General features: G+C 61.4%; 18 protein-coding genes and 3 tRNA genes. 9 read left to right on the top strand and 12 right to left on the bottom strand.

Going from position 1 to position 21,431, the window contains the following annotated elements; translation table 11 throughout:
• Positions 1–174: 174 nt before the first annotated feature.
• The 3 genes from AC2FMD_RS10950 to AC2FMD_RS10940 form a co-directional block, all read right to left on the bottom strand.
• Entirely contained in the window at positions 175–537 is a 363-nt protein-coding gene (locus AC2FMD_RS10950) for an SUF system Fe-S cluster assembly protein (protein WP_005983465.1), read from the bottom strand.
• Between the two features lie 94 nt (positions 538–631).
• Complete coding sequence (locus AC2FMD_RS10945) at positions 632–910, bottom strand: NfeD family protein (protein WP_496679805.1); 279 nt, start codon at positions 908–910, stop codon at positions 632–634.
• Positions 910–1,800, bottom strand: coding sequence for an SPFH domain-containing protein (locus tag AC2FMD_RS10940; protein WP_496679807.1), 891 nt, complete (start codon positions 1,798–1,800; stop codon positions 910–912). The genes AC2FMD_RS10945 and AC2FMD_RS10940 overlap by 1 nt, the downstream gene beginning before the upstream one ends.
• A gap of 175 nt (positions 1,801–1,975) precedes the next feature.
• Here AC2FMD_RS10940 and AC2FMD_RS10935 point away from each other — a divergent pair, with 175 nt between their 5' ends.
• The 3 genes from AC2FMD_RS10935 (at position 1,976) to lon (ending at position 6,701) form a co-directional block, all read left to right on the top strand.
• Positions 1,976–2,887, top strand: a complete 912-nt coding sequence (locus AC2FMD_RS10935) for a nucleoside hydrolase (protein WP_496741298.1) — start codon at positions 1,976–1,978, stop codon at positions 2,885–2,887.
• A gap of 63 nt (positions 2,888–2,950) precedes the next feature.
• On the top strand, positions 2,951–4,081 hold the full coding sequence (gene tgt / locus AC2FMD_RS10930) for a tRNA guanosine(34) transglycosylase Tgt (RefSeq protein WP_496688270.1): 1,131 nt from the start codon (positions 2,951–2,953) through the stop codon (positions 4,079–4,081).
• A 211-nt stretch (positions 4,082–4,292) separates the two neighbouring features.
• Positions 4,293–6,701, top strand: coding sequence for an endopeptidase La (lon, locus tag AC2FMD_RS10925; RefSeq protein WP_496741296.1), 2,409 nt, complete (start codon positions 4,293–4,295; stop codon positions 6,699–6,701).
• A gap of 141 nt (positions 6,702–6,842) precedes the next feature.
• On the opposite strand, the gene AC2FMD_RS10920 is transcribed toward lon, so the two are convergent.
• Together AC2FMD_RS10920 and AC2FMD_RS10915 are read right to left on the bottom strand one after the other, a co-directional pair.
• Positions 6,843–6,917: transfer RNA gene (locus AC2FMD_RS10920), tRNA-Val, on the bottom strand.
• Positions 6,918–7,139: 222 nt separating this feature from the next.
• The gene (locus AC2FMD_RS10915) at positions 7,140–8,990 is read right to left on the bottom strand and encodes a M10 family metallopeptidase C-terminal domain-containing protein (RefSeq protein ID WP_496794996.1); all 1,851 of its coding nucleotides are present in this window, start codon (positions 8,988–8,990) and stop codon (positions 7,140–7,142) included.
• Positions 8,991–9,438: 448 nt separating this feature from the next.
• Here AC2FMD_RS10915 and AC2FMD_RS10910 point away from each other — a divergent pair.
• The 3 genes from AC2FMD_RS10910 (at position 9,439) to uvrA (ending at position 12,680) form a co-directional block, all read left to right on the top strand.
• A tRNA-Asp gene (locus AC2FMD_RS10910) sits at positions 9,439–9,515 on the top strand.
• Between the two features lie 50 nt (positions 9,516–9,565).
• Positions 9,566–9,642, top strand: a tRNA-Asp gene (locus AC2FMD_RS10905).
• Between the two features lie 179 nt (positions 9,643–9,821).
• Positions 9,822–12,680 carry an excinuclease ABC subunit UvrA gene (gene uvrA / locus AC2FMD_RS10900; protein WP_496688273.1) on the top strand — a complete coding sequence of 953 codons (2,859 nt, stop codon included), beginning with the start codon at positions 9,822–9,824 and terminating at the stop codon, positions 12,678–12,680.
• Positions 12,681–12,692: 12 nt separating this feature from the next.
• Here the strand turns inward: uvrA and AC2FMD_RS10895 are convergent, their stop codons facing one another.
• The 4 genes from AC2FMD_RS10895 to AC2FMD_RS10880 all read right to left on the bottom strand — a co-directional run bounded on the left by AC2FMD_RS10895 (position 12,693) and on the right by AC2FMD_RS10880 (position 16,245).
• A complete protein-coding gene (locus AC2FMD_RS10895; RefSeq protein WP_496741292.1) occupies positions 12,693–13,082 on the bottom strand; it encodes a hypothetical protein in 390 nt (129 codons plus the stop codon).
• A 102-nt stretch (positions 13,083–13,184) separates the two neighbouring features.
• Complete coding sequence (gene mmsB, locus AC2FMD_RS10890) at positions 13,185–14,057, bottom strand: 3-hydroxyisobutyrate dehydrogenase (RefSeq protein WP_496727571.1); 873 nt, start codon at positions 14,055–14,057, stop codon at positions 13,185–13,187.
• A 3-nt stretch (positions 14,058–14,060) separates the two neighbouring features.
• Positions 14,061–15,095 carry an enoyl-CoA hydratase/isomerase family protein gene (locus AC2FMD_RS10885; protein ID WP_496741290.1) on the bottom strand — a complete coding sequence of 345 codons (1,035 nt, stop codon included), beginning with the start codon at positions 15,093–15,095 and terminating at the stop codon, positions 14,061–14,063.
• 7 nt (positions 15,096–15,102) lie between these two features.
• Entirely contained in the window at positions 15,103–16,245 is a 1,143-nt protein-coding gene (locus AC2FMD_RS10880; RefSeq protein ID WP_496741289.1) for an acyl-CoA dehydrogenase family protein, read from the bottom strand.
• 176 nt (positions 16,246–16,421) lie between these two features.
• Between AC2FMD_RS10880 and AC2FMD_RS10875 the strand changes: the two genes are divergently transcribed.
• Positions 16,422–17,279, top strand: a complete 858-nt coding sequence (locus AC2FMD_RS10875) for a hypothetical protein (RefSeq protein ID WP_496679829.1) — start codon at positions 16,422–16,424, stop codon at positions 17,277–17,279.
• Between the two features lie 3 nt (positions 17,280–17,282).
• On the opposite strand, the gene AC2FMD_RS10870 is transcribed toward AC2FMD_RS10875, so the two are convergent.
• On the bottom strand, positions 17,283–18,398 hold the full coding sequence (locus tag AC2FMD_RS10870; RefSeq protein ID WP_149775208.1) for a carboxylate-amine ligase: 1,116 nt from the start codon (positions 18,396–18,398) through the stop codon (positions 17,283–17,285).
• Positions 18,399–18,539: 141 nt separating this feature from the next.
• Here AC2FMD_RS10870 and AC2FMD_RS10865 point away from each other — a divergent pair, with 141 nt between their 5' ends.
• Both AC2FMD_RS10865 and AC2FMD_RS10860 read left to right on the top strand, forming a co-directional pair.
• Positions 18,540–19,391, top strand: coding sequence for a class I SAM-dependent methyltransferase (locus AC2FMD_RS10865; protein WP_496794995.1), 852 nt, complete (start codon positions 18,540–18,542; stop codon positions 19,389–19,391).
• 72 nt (positions 19,392–19,463) lie between these two features.
• Entirely contained in the window at positions 19,464–19,940 is a 477-nt protein-coding gene (locus tag AC2FMD_RS10860; RefSeq protein ID WP_490360983.1) for a fasciclin domain-containing protein, read from the top strand.
• A gap of 60 nt (positions 19,941–20,000) precedes the next feature.
• Here AC2FMD_RS10860 and AC2FMD_RS10855 read toward each other — a convergent pair whose 3' ends face one another.
• On the bottom strand, positions 20,001–20,597 hold the full coding sequence (locus AC2FMD_RS10855) for a L,D-transpeptidase (RefSeq protein WP_496741287.1): 597 nt from the start codon (positions 20,595–20,597) through the stop codon (positions 20,001–20,003).
• Between the two features lie 192 nt (positions 20,598–20,789).
• Positions 20,790–21,431, bottom strand: a 642-nt coding sequence (locus tag AC2FMD_RS10850) for an aldehyde dehydrogenase family protein (RefSeq protein WP_496794994.1), incomplete at its 5' end; no start/stop codon positions are given.

Below are 21,431 nucleotides of genomic sequence, written 5' to 3'. Positions count from 1 at the left end.
TTGCTCGGGTTGGTCGCGGGGGCCGAGCAGAAAAGGCTGAAGATGTTGTCGGGCGAAGATGTCGATAAATTGGACGCCCGTGCCGCCGAGATCAAGGCAACCTGTGACCTGAAATGAGCGCAGGCAAAGAGCGATCGCGATGCCGGGTGCCGGGACGACCCCGGACTTGCGGCGTTACATGAAGCCCAATTCCAGGCGGGCCTCGTCCGACATCATTTCCATGCCCCAGGGCGGCTCCCAGGTCAGTTCGACGTCCACCTCCTTGACCCCGGCCACCGGCTCGATCGCCTCGACTACCCAGCCCGGCATGTCGCCCGCCACGGGGCACCCCGGAGCGGTCAGTGTCATGATGACCTTGACCGCGTTGTCATCGCTGATCTCGATCGTGTAGATCAGACCCAGATCATAGATGTTCACGGGAATTTCAGGGTCATAGACGGTCCGGCAGGCCTCGACCACGGACTCGTACAGAGGGTGCTCAACCGTAGAAGGCGCGATCAAAGGGGTGCCTTCCAACTGTTCGCTTGGGTGGGTCATGGATGCCTCGGGTTGTTACCTGAGCGATTATATAGGGAAAGCCGCCGCCAGCGTCCAGAGGCGGATGGCGCCCGGGAAAGGGGCGCCATCGTGGTCATTCGTTGATATCCTTGTCAAAGGTCTTCACTTGTCCGTGCGGCAGAGCGAACATGCGCCGCAGGATCAGCCACGCGATCAGCGACAGCACCGCAAAGATCAGCAGCAGCACGGCCAGGTCCGGCCCAATGCCGGGGATCGCCAGAAGCAGTCCCGTGATGGCGGCGCCGATCGCGAAACCCAGGAAGATGAAACCGGGCAGGGCGACTTCGAGGATGCCCAGAACCAGCGCTGCCGCCAGCCAGAGCCACCAGGTCAGCCAGAACGGGTCAGCCATCATTTCCCCCCTTTCAACATGTTGAAGGCATTGCCGAAGGCCTCGAGCGCATTGGCGGGCACCACGATCGTCTGGCTGCCACTGCCTTTGCCCAGGGCGTTCAGGGCTTCGACCTGTTTCAGGGCAACCTGGTACTGGGCCGCTTCCAGACCGTTGGCCTGAATCGCTTTGGCGACCACCTCGGTGGCAAAGGCCTCGGCTTCGGCCTGCACACGGCGCGCCTTGGCGGCCTGCTCGGCGGCATAAAGCTCGGCGTCGGCCTGCAGCTCAACGGCGCGTTTCTGGCCCTCGGCCTCGGTCACCTGGGCGCGACGGGCGCGCTCGGCGTTCAACTGCTGCAGCATGGCGTCGCGGGTGGCCTGATCAAGGTTCACGTCCAGAATTTCGGCCCGGGTCACCTCTATGCCCCAGTCATCAACGGCGGTTTCCACGCTTTCCTGGATACGTTCGATCAGCTGCGCGCGGTTCGACTGAACCTCGTCCAGATCCATCTTGCCGATCTCGGCGCGCACGATGCCCGCCACAGTGGTGGCGATGGCGCCATCGACATCACGGATGCGGTACACGGTCTTTTCGGGTTCCAGAATGCGGTAGAAGACAGATGTGTCGATCTGCACCAGAACGTTGTCCTTGGTGATGGCGTCCTGCGTGGCGTTGGGAAGCTGGCGTTCCAGAATTGAGATCTTGTGGCGCGCTACGTCCAGGAACGGCACGATGAAATTGATGCCGGGGCCCAGCACCGAATGCAGGCGCCCGAACCGTTCGACCACATATTTTTCGGATTGCGGAACGATCTTGATGCCCTTCAGGATGACGACGACGACCAGAACGGCCGCCAGAAGGTAAATGATGTTGGATGAAAGCAGTCCGATAATCTGGTCTTCGGTCATATCTGTCCTCTTTTATTGTGTACGATTGTATACATTTGGGGATTGAGTCCCATGATTTCAACTCTGGTATGGCGGGAACGGCAGTGGAATCCCATGCCGGATATTCGCGGGGCAATGCCGAAATTCCGGTCTGTGACTGCTTTGCATCCGCAACTGATTGCGCTATCGGGGCGGGATGAAACTGATCATCGACACCGACCCGGGCATCGACGACGCGATGGCCATCGCCTATGCCGCCGCTGCGCCGGAATTCGACCTGGTGGGGTTGACCACGGTATTCGGCAACACGCATGTGGAACAATCCAGCCGCAACGCCCGCTATCTTGCGTACCGGCTGAGGTTGGACGTTCCGGTTGCCTTGGGGGCCGGCGTCGCGCGTGGCGCCGACGGTCATGTGCCATCGCGGCACGTTCACGGCAAAGAGGGGTTTGGTGACCTGACCCAGATACCCGAGATCGGGCAAAACCACGATCTGCCGGCGGCGGACTTCCTGGTGGAGATGGCGCGCCGGCACGGCAAGGACCTGACGGTCTGCGCGGTTGGGCCGTTGACCAACATTGCCGACGCGATGCGGCTGGACCCGGAATTTGCTGGCAATATCGGGCAGTTGGTCATCATGGGCGGGGCAGTGTTCTGCCCTGGCAACATCAATGCCCATGCCGAGGCCAACATCTTTCACGATCCGGTGGCGGCGGACGAGGTGTTCTCGACCCCGGCGCCAACGGTTCTGGTGGGGTTGGATGTCACGCTGAAAACGCTGTACCGCGCCGATGATTTCGAGACGCTGGCCCAAAGCGCCCCGGAAACAGGTGGGTTCCTGCGTGACATTTCCCGGTTCTACCTGAAATTCTACCGCGAGGTGGCGGGGTTGGACGGTTGCGGCCTGCACGACTCGACCGCCGTCATTGCCTGTTCGCACCGGTCGATGTTCAGCCTGCACGAAACCGGTTTGCGGGTCGCGCTTGATGGCGAGGCGCGGGGCGCGACCCGGCCCGATCCGTCGCGGCCGCCGGTACTGGTGTGCACCGACGTGAACGGCGATCAGGTCGTCGATCTATTCACGCGAAGGGTTGCGGCATTGCCCTGACGGGTTGCATTGCGCGCGTCGATCGGGCAAAGCCTGCCCGGTTCAGCGACCCGAGGCGATGACATGACCGAGCGTTTTTCATTCGAACTGAAGGCCACCGACGGCAAGGCCCGCACCGGCGTGATCCACACGCCGCGGGGCGAGGTGCGCACGCCGGCCTTCATGCCCGTGGGCACGGCCGCGACGGTCAAGGCTATGATGCCCGAAAGCGTGCGGGCGACCGGCGCCGACATCCTGCTGGGCAACACCTATCACCTGATGCTGCGGCCCACGGCCGAACGGATCGACCGTTTGGGCGGCCTGCACAAGTTCATGAACTGGCACCGGCCGATTCTGACCGACTCGGGCGGGTTTCAGGTCATGTCGCTGGCCGGCCTGCGCAAGCTCACCGAAAAGGGCGTGACCTTCAAATCGCATATCGACGGATCGAAGCACGAGCTGACACCTGAGCGGTCGATGGAGATCCAGCGCCTGCTGGGGTCGGACATCGTCATGTGCTTTGACGAATGCCCCGCCTTGCCTGCCGACCGCGACCGGATCGCCGAGTCGATGCGCCTGTCGATGCGATGGGCCGAACGGTCCCGCGAGGCGTTCGGCGATCGGCCCGGCCACGCGCTGTTCGGCATCATGCAAGGCGGGTTGGAGCGGGACCTGCGCGAGGAAAGCGCCGAGGCCCTGAAGGCCATCGGGTTCGACGGCTATGCCGTTGGCGGCCTGGCCGTGGGCGAAGGGCAGGAGGCCATGTTCGGCTGTCTGGATTATGCGCCCGATTTCCTGCCCACCGACAAACCACGCTATCTGATGGGCGTGGGCAAGCCCGATGACATCGTGGGCGCCGTGGCGCGCGGGATCGACATGATGGATTGCGTGCTGCCGTCGCGCTCGGGGCGGACGGGCCAGGTGTTCACCCGCCGCGGCGTGGTAAACATCAAGAATGCCCGCCACGCCGACGATCCGCGCCCGCTGGATGAACAGTGCACTTGCCCGGCCTGCTCGAATTATTCGCGTGCCTATCTGCACCATGTGTTCCGCGCCAACGAGATGATTTCGGGCATGCTGCTGACCTGGCACAACCTGCACTACTTCCAGGAAATCATGCAGGGTATGCGGGACGCCATCGCCGCCGGCACCTTCGGAGCCTGGCAGGCGGAGTTCCACGCGCAACGGGCGCAGGGCGACATCGAGCCGCTCTGATACGATCTGATGCACGTGCGACCAAAACTGCATCGGGCCTCAGCTGATGCCTTGCAGTCGCGTCAGCGTCAGGTCATTGTGTTCGGACAGGTACGGCGAAAAGGTTGAAACCGGGCGATCCGCGCCCCACCTTTATCGTCGAATGAAGGAGATGGCCAAGGGCTGCCTGCGACAGGGGTCAGTGCCGTCTTGCCAATGATAAGGATAGAGCATGCAAGAGCCTCTTAATTCCTCATACCCCGTCCTGCCGCTGCGCGACATCGTTGTGTTTCCGCACATGATCGTGCCGCTGTTCGTGGGCCGTGAAAAATCGGTGCGCGCGCTGGAAGAGGTGATGCAGGACGACAAGCAGATTTTGCTGTCCAGCCAGATCGACCCAGCGGTCGATGATCCGGATACGGATGGAATCTATCGCACCGGTGTGCTGGCCAATGTGCTGCAGCTGTTGAAGCTGCCCGACGGAACCGTAAAGGTTCTGGTCGAAGGTCAGGCGCGCGTGCGGATCACCGAATTCGTGGACAACGTCGAGTTCTTCGAAGCCCGCGCCGAATACCTGAATGAAATTCCTGGCGACGTGACCACGACCCAGGCACTGGTGCGCACCGTTTCGGATGAATTTGAGCGTTACGCCAAAGTCCGCAAGAACATCCCCGAAGAAGCCTTGACCGCGGTCAGCGACACCACCGACCCAGCCAAGCTGGCCGATCTGGTTTCGGGCCATCTGGGCATCGAGGTCGAACAGAAACAGGACCTGCTGGAAACGCTCAGCATCAGCGAGCGGCTCGAGAAGGTCTATGGCCTGATGCAGGGCGAGATGTCGGTTCTTCAAGTCGAGAAGAAGATCAAGACCCGCGTCAAGTCGCAGATGGAGAAGACCCAGCGCGAGTATTACCTGAATGAGCAGATGAAGGCCATTCAGAAAGAGTTGGGAGATGGCGAGGACGGAGCGAACGAGATTGCCGAACTGGAAGCCAAGATCGCCGAGACCAAGCTGTCGAAGGAAGCCCGCGAAAAGGCTGAGGCCGAGCTTAAGAAGCTGCGCAACATGAGCCCGATGTCGGCCGAAGCGACGGTAGTTCGGAACTATCTCGACTGGTTGCTGTCGCTGCCGTGGGGCACCAAGTCGCGGGTCAAGAAAGACCTCAGCCGCGCGCAAGAGATCTTGGACGCCGATCATTATGGCCTCGAAAAGGTCAAGGAGAGGATCGTCGAATATCTCGCGGTGCAACAACGTTCGAAGAAGCTGAAAGGCCCGATCATGTGCCTTGTCGGCCCTCCGGGCGTGGGCAAGACCTCGCTGGGCAAATCGGTCGCCAAGGCTACGGGGCGCGAGTTCATCCGCATCTCATTGGGTGGGGTGCGCGACGAATCCGAGATCCGCGGCCACCGTCGGACCTATATCGGCTCGATGCCCGGCAAGATCATCCAGGCGCTGAAAAAGGCGAAAACCACGAACCCGCTCATCCTGCTTGATGAAATCGACAAGATGGGGCAGGACTTCCGTGGTGATCCGGCCTCGGCCATGCTCGAGGTGCTGGACCCGGAACAGAACAGCACGTTCATGGACCACTACCTTGAGGTCGAATATGACCTGTCGAACGTGATGTTTCTGACCACGTCCAACAGCTACAACATGCCTGGGCCGCTGCTGGACCGGATGGAGATCATTCCGCTGGCCGGCTATACCGAGGACGAAAAGCGCGAGATCGCCAAGCGCCACCTGATCCCAAAGCAGGTCAAGAACCATGGCCTGAAGACCAAGGAATTCGAACTGACTGACGAGGCGCTGACTGCGATCATCCGGTTCTATACCCGCGAGGCGGGCGTGCGGAACCTGGAACGCGAAATCGCCAAGGTGGCGCGCAAAGCGCTGACCCGGATCATCAAGAAGGAATCCGAGTCCGTGACCGTGACCGCCGAAAACCTGCACGAATTCTTGGGCGTGCCCAAATACCGCTATGGTCTGGCTGAACAGGACGATCAGGTGGGCGTGGTGACCGGTCTGGCCTGGACCTCGGTCGGCGGCGATCTGCTGCATATCGAGGCGCTGAAGCTGCCAGGCAAGGGCCGCATGAAGACCACGGGCAAGCTGGGCGAAGTGATGAAGGAATCCATCGACGCCGCTTCGTCCTATGTGCGCTCGATCGCGCCCGAGATCGGTGTGAAGCCGCCGCAGTTCGACAAGATCGACATCCACGTGCACGTGCCTGACGGCGCGACGCCAAAGGATGGCCCCAGCGCCGGCCTGGCGATGGTGACCTCGATCGTGTCGGTCCTGACCGGCATTCCGGTCCGCAAGGATATCGCCATGACCGGCGAGGTTTCGCTGCGCGGCAACGCTATGCCGATCGGCGGGTTGAAGGAGAAACTGCTCGCGGCTCTGAGGGGTGGCATCAAGACGGTGCTGATTCCCGAAGAGAACGAGAAGGATCTGGCCGACATCCCGAACAACGTGAAGGAAGGGCTGGAGATCATCCCGGTCAAGCACGTGTCCGAGGTTCTGGAACTTGCGCTGGTGCGCAAACCCGAGCCGATCGAATGGGACGAGGCCGACGAAGAGGCCGCGGCAGCAGCAGCCAAGGCCGTTGATGGCGGCACCCCGGTCGCCACGGCGCACTGACCGGACAGCGCAAGAAATCTTGAAAGGGCGGGTTTCATCCCGCCCTTTTTTTCATGCCGCTCACCGGCGGCAGTGTCGAACCATTGCGGCGGATGCCTGCTAGCAGGGTTCAGGCAGATGGTCGCACAAAAAGAGAGAGAATGGTGGGTGATAAGAGATTCGAACTCCTGACATCTTCGATGTGAACGAAGCGCTCTACCACTGAGCTAATCACCCGTCGGAACGCTCTCTACAGTGTCTGCGAACCGGCTTCAAGCCGGTTCGAGGAAAAATTTTCTGGTCTTCCCGAGCGGGGATAAAAGGTAAGAAGAGTCGGGCCCTCAAGCGGCCGACCCTCTGTCACCGGTGGCCGCGGGCAGGTCTTTAGGGCGTCACATCCACTGATGTTCCCGCAGGGCAAAGGGCGGCAAAACTGGCCCTCTGCCGTGCGGCGTGCGATCACAAAATAAAGTCGCCTGCGGTCAGATTGTGCAAGCCCGTCAGTTCGATCACCATTTCAGGCGCCCGGTCGCCATCGGTGTCAAGATAGACATAGGTGCGATCATTTGTGCTGCCGGGCGCGTTGACTTTCTCGAAATAGACCTCGCCTTGGTTCGACAGGCCGAACGGCTTTTGCCCCCGAAAGACAAACGCATCATCGCCGTCGAAAACTGTGCTGGCATCGATGGCGCTCAGGTCGATCTTGTCCTGCCCGGGGCGGAAATCCTTGATCTTGTCCGTGCGACGGGTCGATGCGGTACTTTCCCGCGCGGTCAGGAATACGAAGGTATCGGCTCCGGCGCCGCCGGTCATGATGTCCAAACCGGCGCCACCGAAGATCGCGTCGGCACCGTTCCCGCCATTCAACGTGTCGCGTCCTCCGCCGCCGATCAGCGTGTCGTTGTGGTTTCCGCCGTTCAGCCGATCATTGCCGCCGAGCCCGGACAGAGAGTCGTTTCCGCTGCCACCATTCAGCACGTTGGCGTCGGCCGACCCGGTGAAGTCATCGGCGGCCCCGGTGCCACTTGCGTTCTCAACATCTACGACCGTATCCATGCCATAGCCGGTATCCTGCCGCGTCGAATTCGACAGATTGACGGTTGCGCCAACGGATCCGACAAATCGGATCCAGTCCGAGTTGTTGCCGCCGTTGATCACGTCATCGCCGTCGCCCACCTTCGCCACGAAATTGTCGTTTCCGTTCCCACCGATCATGCGGTCCGATCCATTGTCTCCCGACAGCGTGTCGTTCCCGTGCGAACCGAGCAGAACGTCGCTGCCGCCCCGTCCATAGAGAATGTCATTACCCGCTCGGCCTTCCAGGCGGTTGGCGGCTTCGTTGCCCAGAATTCGGTCGGATCTGTTGCCGCCGATCGCGTTTTCGATCACGACCGTGTTTGCAATGGTATACCCGCCGCGAATTCCGCCGGCATAAGACGGAACACCTCCGGCATCCGAGCCAGAAAGATCCGCATCATTCAGGTTGATGACGGTGTTCCGATTCAGACCGGCAGCCGAGATCGTGTCGACGCCGCCGGTATCCCAGATGCACGACCAATAGGTGCCGGCGCCGTTCACGTCGCGCAGGTCGTACACGTTGTTGCCGTTTTTGTGCGCGGTGGTGCCATAGATCGTCTGCAGTGCAGCGATGTCCAAAGCCATCGGCGTAGCGGTGCTGCCGTAAGCATAGCTTTTCAACGGCAGCTTTTCCGCATACCCCGAATTGTAGGACATGATCGTATAAATGCCCTGATTTTGGCCGTGGTTGCCATAGTCATCGAACGCTGCGGTAACGCCGGGAAAAGTCGACGATCCTCCGCCGTTGTCATGCGGATGCGCAAGGCCAAGCCCGTGCAGGATCTCGTGCAGAATGGTCGCGAATCCTTCGCCTCCCTTCTTCAAGCCAGGTGCCGTGAAGATCGGCGAATCGAACCCGAAGACACCGATCAGTGTGTTCAGCCCATAATTGGCAAGATACGGTGTCTCACCAGGTACTTCGTGAAAGCCGACGGCGCCACCCAAGGTATCCACGCTGGTCAGGGCATAAATGACATTCACCTCGGCCACTTGCCCGACGGGGGTCAGGAACGGCCGTTCCAGAAAGGTGACGGGGATGATCTTCTCGATCGTATTGAAGGCCATGCGCACGGCGCTTTTCATGGCGCTGGTAAAGCCCCGGTCGCCGACAGTTCCATTGTCGAAGGAAAAGGTAATCGTGCTTCCGCCCCAGGATGAGCCCCAGATCAGGCTGTCGAGAAATGGATTCCCGGTCGGGTTCGTTCCGGGCGTGGTTGGTCTTGCAATTGCCATTGGTTTTAGTGCTGCTTTCTGTTCCTAACAGTTTTGGTCTTTGGACGAATAATCAAGGACGCTCGGGGTTGAGACGAATATGGCAGCTCTGATCGCCCAGACCGGCTTGCCGACTGACTACAAATCATGAACGGTCAGATTAGTCGGAGCAAGGCAAAATCATGATTTTTTCAAGTGGGGCATCATTTTAGCCGCGTTTTCTAGAGCGTTCATTTCTTGCATTCATAACGATAATTTTGACCGCTAAATATGAACGTGATGTCGTAAACAACCCTCGCGAGCGCCAATTAGATACGTGTAGTTGGAGCGTATTGCGCGCGCTTGGCCCGTTCGATGCGGTGGATCGAACAAAATCGTTCGTTCTCGAAAAAAAACTTCAAAACCCCGCTTGACGACGCCGGGGCGGGGCCATAATACACCCCAACGTTCAGCAATGAACGGGCAGCGGGCGGTTGTAGCTCAGTTGGTTAGAGTACCGGCCTGTCACGCCGGGGGTCGCGGGTTCGAGCCCCGTCAACCGCGCCATCGCTGCTAGCCTTTGATCCGGGCAAACGGATCGACATAGACCCTAATGCGCGGTTGTAGCTCAGTTGGTTAGAGTACCGGCCTGTCACGCCGGGGGTCGCGGGTTCGAGCCCCGTCAACCGCGCCATTTCTTCAAGTGAAATCGCAGGTATATCCCCTGAAGCACAAACGGTTTTGCGTTTTGTCTTGCTGGCATGAATGCGGATATCGGAGAAAAGTCGCGCGTTCACACTTTGTTCTGATTTTTTGGTTGGAGACTCGGCATCGCTCGCCTATCTCTAGGGCACTTGTGTGTTGGGGGCCTGAATGGCTGAGCTGAAGAATATCGAGGTGCGCGGCGCGCGCGAGCACAACCTGAAAAACATCGACGTGGACATTCCGCGCGATCAGCTGGTTGTCATCACGGGTCTGTCTGGGTCGGGCAAGTCGTCTCTGGCGTTCGATACGATCTATGCCGAGGGCCAGCGCCGCTATGTCGAAAGCCTGTCGGCTTATGCGCGCCAGTTTCTGGACATGATGGAAAAGCCTGATGTGGATCACATCAGCGGCCTGTCCCCAGCGATCTCGATCGAGCAGAAGACCACGTCCAAAAACCCGCGATCGACCGTGGGAACCGTCACCGAAATCTATGATTATCTGCGCCTGCTGTTCGCGCGCGCAGGAACGCCCTACAGCCCCGCCACCGGTTTGCCGATCGAAGCCCAGCAGGTGCAGGACATGGTCGACCGGATCATGGCGATGGAGGAGGGCACCCGCGGCTATCTGCTGGCGCCCATTGTTCGCGACCGCAAGGGCGAGTACAAGAAAGAGTTTCTGGAACTGCGCAAGCAGGGGTTCCAGCGCGTCAAAGTCGATGGCCAGTTCTACGAGCTGGACGAGCCGCCGACGCTGGACAAGAAGTTCCGCCATGACATCGACGTGGTCGTCGACCGGATCGTCGTGCGCGAGGGGATGGAGACCCGCCTGGCCGACAGCCTGCGCACCGCGTTGGATCTGGCCGATGGCATCGCGATTCTGGAGACCGCCCCGCGCGAGGGAGAGCCCGAGCGTATTACGTTTTCCGAGAACTTTGCCTGCCCGGTCAGTGGGTTCACCATCCCCGAGATCGAACCGCGCCTGTTTTCGTTCAACGCGCCCTTTGGTGCCTGCCCGGATTGCGACGGGCTGGGGGTCGAGCTGTTTTTTGACGAACGGCTTGTGGTGCCCGATCAGACGCTGAAACTGTATGACGGCGCGCTTGCCCCGTGGCGCAAGGGCAAATCGCCGTATTTCCTGCAGACGATCGAGGCGATCGCGCGCCACTACGAGTTCGACAAGAACACACCGTGGAAGGACCTTCCGGCGCATGTGCGGCAAGTGTTTCTGTATGGCTCGGGCGATGATGAAATCCAGTTTCGCTATGACGAGGGCGGACGGGTCTATCAGGTGACCCGCAGCTTTGAAGGCGTGATCCCGAACATGGAGCGCCGCTATCGCGAAACCGACAGCGCGTGGATCCGCGAGGAATTCGAACGGTATCAGAACAACCGGCCGTGCCACACATGCGAGGGCTACCGCTTGCGCCCCGAGGCGTTGGCCGTCAAGATCGCTGGGCTGCATGTCGGCCAGGTGGTCGAAATGTCGATCAAAGAAGCTCTGGCCTGGGTCGAGGACGCGCCGAACCATCTGAGCGCCCAGAAAAACGAGATTGCGCGCGCCATTTTGAAAGAAATCCGCGAACGGTTGGGATTCCTGAATAACGTTGGTTTGGAATACCTTACGCTGTCTCGTTCAAGTGGCACCCTGTCAGGGGGCGAAAGCCAGCGCATCCGGCTGGCTAGCCAGATTGGCTCGGGCTTGACCGGTGTGCTTTACGTGCTGGACGAACCCTCGATCGGGCTGCATCAGCGCGACAATGACCGCCTTTTGGGCACGCTGAAGAACCTGCGCGATCAGGGCAATACCGTGATCGTCGTCGAACATGACGAGGAAGCCATCCGCGAGGCTGACTATGTGTTCGACATCGGCCCCGGTGCCGGCGTGCATGGCGGGCAGGTGGTCAGCCACGGCACACCCGAGCAGATCGCGGCCGATGCGGCCTCGATCACGGGGCAGTATTTGTCAGGGGTGCGTGAGATTCCGGTGCCCGCCGAGCGGCGCAAGGGGAACAAGAAAAAGGTAACGGTTGTAAAGGCTTCGGGCAACAACCTCAAAGACGTGACGGCCGAGTTTCCGCTGGGCAAGTTCGTCTGCGTGACCGGGGTGTCGGGCGGCGGCAAGTCGACCCTGACAATCGAGACGCTGTTCAAGACTGCCTCGATGCGTCTGAACGGCGCGCGTCAAACGCCTGCGCCCTGCGAAACGATCAAGGGGCTGGAACATCTGGACAAGGTGATCGACATCGACCAACGGCCTATCGGACGCACGCCACGGTCGAACCCGGCCACCTATACCGGCGCCTTCACCCCGATCCGCGACTGGTTCGCCGGTCTCCCCGAGGCCAAGGCGCGGGGCTACAAGCCCGGGCGGTTTAGCTTTAACGTCAAGGGCGGGCGCTGCGAGGCCTGCCAGGGCGACGGGGTCATCAAGATCGAGATGCACTTCCTGCCCGACGTCTACGTCACCTGCGAGACCTGCAAGGGCGCGCGCTACAACCGCGAGACGCTCGAGATCAAGTTCAAGGGCAAGTCCATCGCCGATGTGCTGGACATGACGGTCGAAGATGCTCAGGAGTTCTTCAAGGCGGTTCCGGCGATCCGCGACAAGATGGATGCTCTGGCGCGGGTCGGGCTGGGCTACATCAAGGTCGGCCAGCAGGCCACGACCCTGTCGGGCGGCGAGGCGCAGCGAGTCAAGCTGTCGAAGGAACTGTCCAAGCGATCCACCGGGCGCACGCTGTATATTCTGGACGAGCCCACCACCGGCCTGCATTTCGAAGACGTGCGCAAGCTGTTGGAAGTGCTGCATGAATTGGTCGACCAAGGCAACACGGTCGTGGTGATCGAACACAATCTGGACGTTGTGAAAACAGCCGACTGGATCATCGACATCGGCCCCGAGGGTGGCGATGGCGGCGGCGAGATCGTGGCCGTCGGCACCCCGGAAGAGGTCGCCGAATGCGAGCGCAGCCACACCGGGCGATACCTCAAACCGATGCTGAACCCCGAACGCGTGGCGGCCGAATAGGCTGCCTGGGCGTCAGTACAGAATATCCGCCACCGCGCCGATCAGGTTCAGCACTTTGCGCGTATCGGGGTCGATGCTGTAGACGTAGTCGCCCGCGCGAACGTAGTTGCCGCCGCGTTTCAGACCATAGCGGTACGGATCGTCGATCCAGACATAATCGCGGTCGATCCGATCGCCGACCTTGTACCGATTCTTGACCTGTCCGGGCGGGACGCAGGGCACGGCCTTCTTGGCGAGCCCGGGTGGACAATTGGCAACGGATTTTGCGCCCTTCTGCGGGGCCACGCGCTCGACCGAGAACGTGTCCTTGTTCTTTCCCTTGCCTTTGCCGTTGTCAGCCAGCGTCGCGACCGGGGTCAGTGACAGGCCGGCAAGCAGTGCAATATGCAACAGTGTCTTCATGGGCGGTTCCCCTCGGTTCGTCGCGCCGTCATGCCGCGTTTCCCAGTATTTTGGAATGCCCGCCCGAAGTGCAAGCCCTGGGTGGCGAAATGCCGCCCAAGCTCAGCTGCGGCCGCGCTTTTCGAACCGAGGCAGCATGGCCGAGAAATCCATGCCCTTGCCGTCTTCGGATTCGACGAACTGTTCGTACAGTGCAGTGGCGATCTGGCCCATCGGCGTGTCCGCATCGGCGCTTTCGGCGGCCTGCTGGCTGAGCCGCAGGTCCTTGAGCATCAGCTCGGCAGCGAAACCGGGCTTGTAGCCGTTGTCGGCGGGGCTTTGCGGCCCGACACCGGGGGCGGGGCAATAGGCGTTCATTGTCCAGCTGTAGCCCGACGAGGTGCTGACCACGTCGAACATCTTCTGCCGGTCCAGGCCCAGCTTGTCGGCCAAGGCAAAGGCCTCGCAAGTGGCGATCATGGTGACGCCCAGGATCATGTTGTTGCAGATCTTGGCGGCCTGACCGGCGCCCGCCGCGCCGCAATGCACCGCCTTCTGGCCCATGATGTCGAACAGCGGGGCCGCCTTGGCAAAGGCCGCGTTCGAGCCGCCGGCCATGAAGGTCAGCGTGCCCGCGGCCGCGCCACCGATTCCGCCCGAAACCGGCGCGTCCACGGCCAGAAGCCCGGCCTGTTCGGCCTGATCCGCCACGGCGCGGGCGCTGTCCACATCGACGGTCGAGCAGTCGATGAAAACCGTCCCTTTTTCCATATGCGGAATGATCTGATCGGCCACCGCGCGCAGGATGTCGCCATTGGGCAGCATGGTGATGACCGCCTCGGCGCCGCGGACCGCATCAGTGGCCGTTTCGGCCTTGGTCACGCCCTCGACCGACACGCCCGCGGTGTCGAACCCGGTCACGTCGTGACCGGCCTTGGCCAGATTGGCCGCCATCGGCGCACCCATGTTGCCCAGGCCAATGAATCCGATCTTCATGTTTCACTCCTCCTCGAATGTCAGCGTGTCCGCGCCCAGCGGCATCAGCATCCGTGATACTGCCGTGGCCGGCACGTTCATGTCCGCAAACTGCCATTTCGGGTTGCGGTCCTTGTCGATGATCTGCGCCCGGATGCCTTCGAGAAAGTCGCCATGCTCCATCGACCGGAAGGTGCAGCGGTATTCCAGCTCCAGCGCCTTGCGCATGGTCAGGGCAGGACCGCGCAGGCGGTGCAGCATCTCGATCGTGCAGGCCATGGACAGCGGCGAATTGCGGCCCATCGCCTTGAGTGCGCCGCGCGTGAATTCGGTGTCGCCATTGCGCAGGTCGGTCAGAACGTCGCCCAGGGTTTCACCGCCGAAGAAACGGTCGATCTCGTCCTGCGGCAAGGTGCGATCAGGGGCAGGGGCGGCGTGTTCGGCCAGCAGGTCGGCCTGGCCCGAGGCCTCGAGCATCTCGATCATGTCAGGCCATTGGTCCTGTGGGATGAAATGGTCGGCGAACCCGGCATAGATCGCGTCGCCCGGACCCAAGCGCGCGCCGGTGACGCCCAGATATTCGCCCAGCCGCCCCGGCGCCAGCGCCAGCAGCAGCGAACCGCCCACATCCGGCACCAGCCCGATCGAGCATTCGGGCATCGCGATCTTCGAGCTTTCGCCGACGATCCGGTGCGTCCCGTGACAGCCGATGCCCACGCCGCCGCCCATGGTAAAGCCCTGAAGGAAGCTGACCACCGGCTTGGGATATTCGAAGATCATCGCGTTCAGGCGGTATTCATCGCGCCAGAACTTCTGCCCATAGGCATAGTCGCCCTTTGTGCCCGTTGCGTACAACTCGGCAATGTCTCCGCCCGCGCAATAGGCCTTTTCGCCCTCGGCATCAAGGATGACCAGATCGACCTCGTCATCCTCGCGCCAATTGCGCAGGGCGGTGTCGATGGCCATGCACATCTCGTAGCTCAGCGCATTCAGGGCCTTGGGCCGGGTCAGGGTGATCCGGCCGGCACGGCCCGTGGTGCGGATGTCGATATCGGACATGGAAACCTCAGCGATGGGCGAGTAGTTGGCGGGCAACGATCACGCGCATGATCTCGTTCGTGCCTTCCAGAATTTGATGGACCCGCAGATCGCGCACAAGCTTTTCGATTCCGTAGTCGGCCAGATAGCCGTAGCCGCCATGCAATTGCAGGCACTGATCGACCACTTTCGATCCGGTCTCGGTCACGAACTTCTTGGCCATCGCGCAGAATTTGGTGGCGTCGGGCGCGCCCTGATCCAGCTTCCATGCCGCCTGACGCAGGAAGGTTCGAGCGGCCTGCAGCTCGATCTCCATGTCGGCCAGCCGGAATTGCAGGGCCTGAAACTGGTCGATGGTCTGGCCGAAGGCCTTGCGTTCGGACATGTACTGCAGCGTCATGTCCAGCCCCGCCTGCGCCGCACCCAGCGAGCATGAGGCGATGTTCAGGCGCCCGCCGTCCAAGCCCATCATCGCGTATTTGAACCCGTCGCCCTCGGTCCCGACAAGGTTTTCGGCCGGGATCTTGCAGTCGTCGAACTGGACCTGCGCGGTGGGCTGGCTTTTCCAGCCCATCTTCTGTTCCAGCGCCCCAAAGCTGAGGCCTGGTGTGCCGTCCTCGACATAGACGGTCGAGATCCCCTTGGGCCCGTCGCCGCCGGTGCGGACCATGCAGACATAGGCATCGGAATAGCCGCCGCCCGAGATGAAGGCCTTGGTGCCGTTCAGCGTATAGCCCTCGTTTGTGCGCTCGGCCCGCGTCTTGAGCGCCGCCGCGTCCGAGCCCGAGCCCGGTTCGGTTAGACAATAGCTGAGAACCGTGTTCAGGCTTAGAACGTCGGGCATGATGCGCGATTTCAATTCGTCGCTGGCAAAGCTGTCCAGCATCTTGGCGCACATGTTGTGGATCGACAAAAAGGCCGCGACCGAGGGGCAGGCCATCGACAGCGCCTCGAACACCAACGTGGCGTCCAGTCGGGTCAGTCCAGAGCCGCCGCTTTCCTCGGACACATACAGCCCGCCAAAGCCCAGTTCGCCGACCTTGGGCCAAAGATCCTTGGGGATGGTGCCCTCGGCCTCCCACTGGTGGGCGAAAGGTGCGATCTGTTCTTGCCCGAACGCATAGGCCATATCGAAAATGGCCGTCTGTTCCTCGGTCAGCGCGAAATCCATGGCCGGTCTCCCCCTTGTGGCGACGTGAATTGAACAACTGTTTATTTATTGCTCAATCCTTACAGAATTTTTTCACGCGGGGCAAACCCCATGACCCGCTTGGACCTTTATTTGGGTCATGCGCCGAAGGCTGATATGATGGGGTCTTTCATTCAGGAATTAATACGGAGCGTATTATGCCGAACTACAAGATGGCCGTTGTCGTCATTCACGGCATGGGCAGCCAGTACCGCAAGCCGCATCCGCCGTCCTCGGTGCCGACCTTTTCGAAGGACCTGCACCGCCGGGTGGCGCGTCGGGTCGGCGCGGACATGAACAAGGTCGCCTGGCACGAGGTGGTCTGGGCGCAGATCCTGCAGGAGCGTCAAAAAGACTATCTGCGCAAGATCAAGCGCAGCACCGGCTATGATCAACTCCGCGAGTTCGTGGTGTGCAACCTGTCGGACGCGGCCTCGTACCGGCAGACGCCGGATGCCAGCGACAAGACCTATGACGAGATCCACAAGAAGGTGGAACTGGTGATGCAGGTTCTGCGCCACCAGATCAGCGACCGGGCACCGGTTCTGATTCTGGCGCATTCGCTGGGCGGTCACATCATGTCGAACTACATCTATGACGCGCAGCGATACCTGCGCAACGGCGGCCCGCCCAAACATGCGACCCCGATCGAAAACATGGAAACCGTGGCCGGGTTGATCACCTTCGGCTGCAACATACCGATCTTTCTGTTCGCCTATCCCGAGGCAGGCATTTTTCCGATCCAGCCGCCCAATCGGGCCCTGCCTGCTGCGCTGCGGTTCCGTACCTGGTGGCACAATTATTTCGACAAGCACGATGTTCTTGGGTTTCCGCTGGGCAAGATCGCGCCCAGCTATGCCCAGCTGGTGCAATCCAAGGCCATACGCGACCTGCCGATCAACGCGGGCAAGATCTTCACCTCGTGGAACCCGCTCTCGCACAACGGATACTGGAAAGACCGCGACCTTTACGAGCCGGTGGCCGCCCGCATCCAGAAGGTTCTGGCGGCGGTTTGACGGTCAGAGATCGGCGTGGAATTCCTCGATCAGGTGGCGCACGACCGCCTGGCCGGGGTCATCGCCCCTGGCCTGGGCTTCGGCGTGTACGCGCCGTTGACGTGTGGCCGACGTGCCCGTTTCGGCAATCTGGCGCAACTGCGCCAACTCCGCCATCGTGCCAAGGGCCTCGGCGTCTTCGGCCAGCATGCCCATCAGCTCACCCATCAGCTCGGGCATCGGCTTGATCGACCGGTCGCCGAAATCAATCAGACCTTCGCCCACGCCGTAGCGCTGCGCACGCCATCGGTTCTCGCCGATCAGGAACCGGTCATAGACCCGCCAGCGCAGGTTGCGGTCCTTCAGTCGGCACAGCATCCGGGTCAGCGCCTGCACCAGCGCCGCCAGTGACAGGGCGTGTTCCAACCGCGGCTGCACGTCCATAATCCGCGTTTCCAAAGTCGGATAGCTGTGCGAGGGGCGCAGGTCCCACCAGATCTTCGAGGTGTCCTCGATCACCCCCAGCTCGACCAGCACCCCAGTAGTGCGTTCATATTCTGCCCAACTGCCGAACACGGGCGGCAGGCCGGTGCGGGGCAGGTTGTCGAACACCGTCAACCGGTACGAGGACAGCCCGGTGTCGCGCCCGCTCCAATACGGGGACGAGGCGGACAGGGCCAGCAAGTGCGGCAGGAAATAGCTGAGCTGCGGCATCAGGTCGGCCCGCTGCGCCTTGTCCTCGACGCCCACATGAACGTGCATGCCGCAGATCAGCATCCGCCGCGCCACGCCGCCCAGGGCGTGCTGCAGGTTGTCATAGCGTTCCTTGCGCGTGTGGTGCTGATCCTTCCAATCCGCGAACGGGTGGCAGGACACGGCGATCGGCGCCATGTTGTGTTCGGCGGCGCGCCGGGCCACGCAGGACCGCAGGCGTTTCAGATCCTCGCGCGCCGATTTGATCGTGGCATGGGGGCGGGTGCCGACCTCGATCTGGCATTGCAGGAATTCCGGGCTGACTTGGCCTTCGAAATCGGCCTGACATGCCTCCATCAGCGCGGCAGGCGCCTCGGTCAGTTGCAGGCTGTCGCGGTCGACCAGCAGGTATTCCTCTTCGATGCCGACGGTGAAATCCTGCTGCATGCGGGGCCTCCCTGTTCCCATTCGGGATCAGTGAATACGCAATTTCTTAATTTGCCAAGGGTTTGTGGTGATCCGCCTTGCGCTGACACCGCTTGCGGCGGTAAGCAGCCCGCAGCCAAATGCCAAGCCGGAGCCGCCACCGTGAAACCCAGGAAATTTCCCAAGCTGAACGCCGTTCTGGACCGGTTCGGTGTCAAGCTGATCGACAAGGCGCCGGAACGAGATGAGCGCGCGCGGCTCGAGTCCTTCGAGCGGGCCGGCGGGCTGGAGCGTCCGGCCTATGCCCTGTCTCCGGGGATGCAGGATTTCGACATCAGAACCTTGGTTGCCGAATACGCCGCGCACAAGGATGCGCTGGCGGCCCTGAAGGACCCGGCCCGCAACCAGACGGGATACCGCTTCGGCAACGGTTATTATGACAGCCCGGACGCGGATGCGCTGTATCTGATGATCCGGCGGTTTCGCCCCGAACGGGTGATCGAGGTCGGCTGCGGCAACTCGACCCGTGTGACCCGGCAGGCGATCATCGACGGTGGGCTGGCCACGACACTCACGGCCATCGACCCCTATCCCCGCGCCGACATCGCCCATGTGGTCGACCGGTTCGAGCAGAAGCGGCTGGAGGACGTCGACCCGTCTCTGTTCGCCGAACTGGAGGCGGGCGACGTCTTGTTCGTCGACTCCAGCCATGTCGTGCGGATGAGCAACGACGTGGCGCACCTGTTCTGCCGGATCATACCCACCCTCAAGCCGGGGGTGGTGATCCATGTGCACGATGTTTTTCTGCCCTACGAATACCCCAAGCGGTTCTTCTACGATTGCCCCGGATGGGGCGAGCAGTACATGCTGCACGCGCTGCTGCAATCGGGTGCGTTTTCAATGCTTTGGCCCGGGTATTTCCTGCAACGCGCCCGCCCCGACGCGGTCGAGGCGCTTCCGTTTCTTAAGGAAGGCAGGGCGCAGAGCATCTGGGTGCAACGGGCCGGGGCCTGAAATTTTTCGTGATCCGGTTTCACGGAAGCGCCGTACCCCTTTCCATAACACGCTGGAGAGGAGACATCAGCCATGTTCCGTCGCACTTTCATGGGCGCAGCCGCCGCCATCGCCTTGGCTCTGCCGATCAATGCCAAGGCCGCAGACATCGTGGATACCGCGGTTGCCGCCGGCTCGTTCAACACGCTGGTCGCAGCCGTACAGGCCGCCGGTCTGGTTGACACGCTGAAGGGCAAGGGCCCGTTCACCGTGTTCGCGCCTACGGACGAAGCATTTGCCGCTCTGCCCGAGGGCACTGTCGAGAGCCTGCTGCAACCCGAGAACAAGGATCAGCTGGTTGCGATCCTGACCTATCACGTCGTCCCGGCCAAGGTAATGTCCGGGGACATCGCCGGCAAGCGCGCGAAGGTGCTGACCGTTCAGGGCGACCGCCTGAGCGTGAACGCAAAGAACGGCGTCAAGGTTGACGGCGCAAATGTCGTGCAGGCCGACATCGAGGCCAGCAACGGCGTGATCCACGTGGTCGACAAGGTTCTGCTGCCTGAATAAAGCTACCACTCACCTAGGCAGACAAGCCCCGGTGCCTGCGCGGCCCGGGGCTTTTTCAATTCACAAAAGCCGCACCTGAGTGCCGATCTGGACCATCGGATACAGCTCCTCGACATGCTGGTTGTACAAGCCAATGCAGCCCGACGAGCTTTGACGCCCGATCTTGCGCGTATCATGTGTGCCGTGAACTAGATAGGCGGGCCATGACAGATACATGGCACGGGTGCCCAGCGGGTTGCCTGGGTCGCCGCCCTCGACGCGCTGCGGCAGGGTCGGGTCGCGCTCGCGCATGGACGAGGTCGGGGTCCAGCTGGGATTTTCCGCCTTGCGCACCACCTCGGTATAGCCGCGCTTGGTCAGTTCCTCGCTCATCGGAACCGAGCTGGGATAGAGCTTGTAGGTCCCGTCCGGCCCCCAGTAGTGCACCGCGCGGCTGGTGATGTCGGCCAGCAGGCAGCCGACGCCGATTTCGTCAAAATGGTCCTGCCAGTTTTGCTGCGAAAAGGACGAGATGTTCCGACGCACGGGCGGCTGCACGCTGATCGCGTCCTCGGACTGCGGGAACGCATCCTGGCTTTGAGCGCGCAACACCGACGGAGCGGCCAGGGCAGACACGACGCCCAAAAGGGCCGAGCGGCGGGTGATCTTGCTGGTCAACGGAGCCTCCTGACGAATGACTGCTCTTTTATTTCGGCCGGCAATCTATGACGTTGGCGGACGCTGGGCCAGAGGGCTTGGCTGAATTTTTCGTGAGAGTGGACCGTGCCGGCGCATCGTCGCCGAACAGAGGTTTCAGAAAAAGAAAAGGCCGCCAACGATTGGGCGGCCTTTTAATTTGTTTTTGGATAGTTAGTCCATTGCCTTGAAGTTGAACTCGCCACCTTCTTTGATGCCCGACGGCCAGCGCGACGTCACGGTCTTGGTGCGGGTGTAGAACTTGAAGCTGTCGGGGCCGTGCTGGTTCAGGTCGCCGAACATGGATTTCTTCCACCCGCCGAATGTGTGATAGGCCAGCGGGACCGGGATCGGGACGTTGATGCCGACCATGCCGATGTTGACCCGGTGGGCGAAATCACGGGCGGTGTCGCCGTCGCGGGTGAAGATCGCGGTGCCGTTGCCGTATTCATGGTCCATCGCCAGCTTCAACGCCTCTTCGTAGGATCCGGCGCGGACGGTGGACAGGACGGGGCCGAAGATCTCCTGCTTGTAGATGTCCATGTCGGGGGTGACATGGTCGAACAGATGCGGGCCGACAAAGAAACCGTCTTCATAGCCTTGCAGCTTAAAGTCGCGGTTGTCGACCACCAGCTTCGCGCCTTGTTCAACGCCCGAGTTGATCAGGCCCAGGATGCGTTCTTTGGCGGCGGCGGTCACGACCGGCCCCATATCGACGTCATCGCCTGCGGTATAGGGTCCGACCTTCAGTTTTTCGATGCGCGGCACTAGCTTTTCAATCAGCGCGTCGGCGGTTTCCTCGCCCACCGGAACGGC

The organism is Ruegeria sp. BHSC276 (assembly GCF_059612945.1).
Note: the sequence above shows the minus strand (reverse complement) of the source record. Positions and strands in the feature narration are given on the sequence as shown.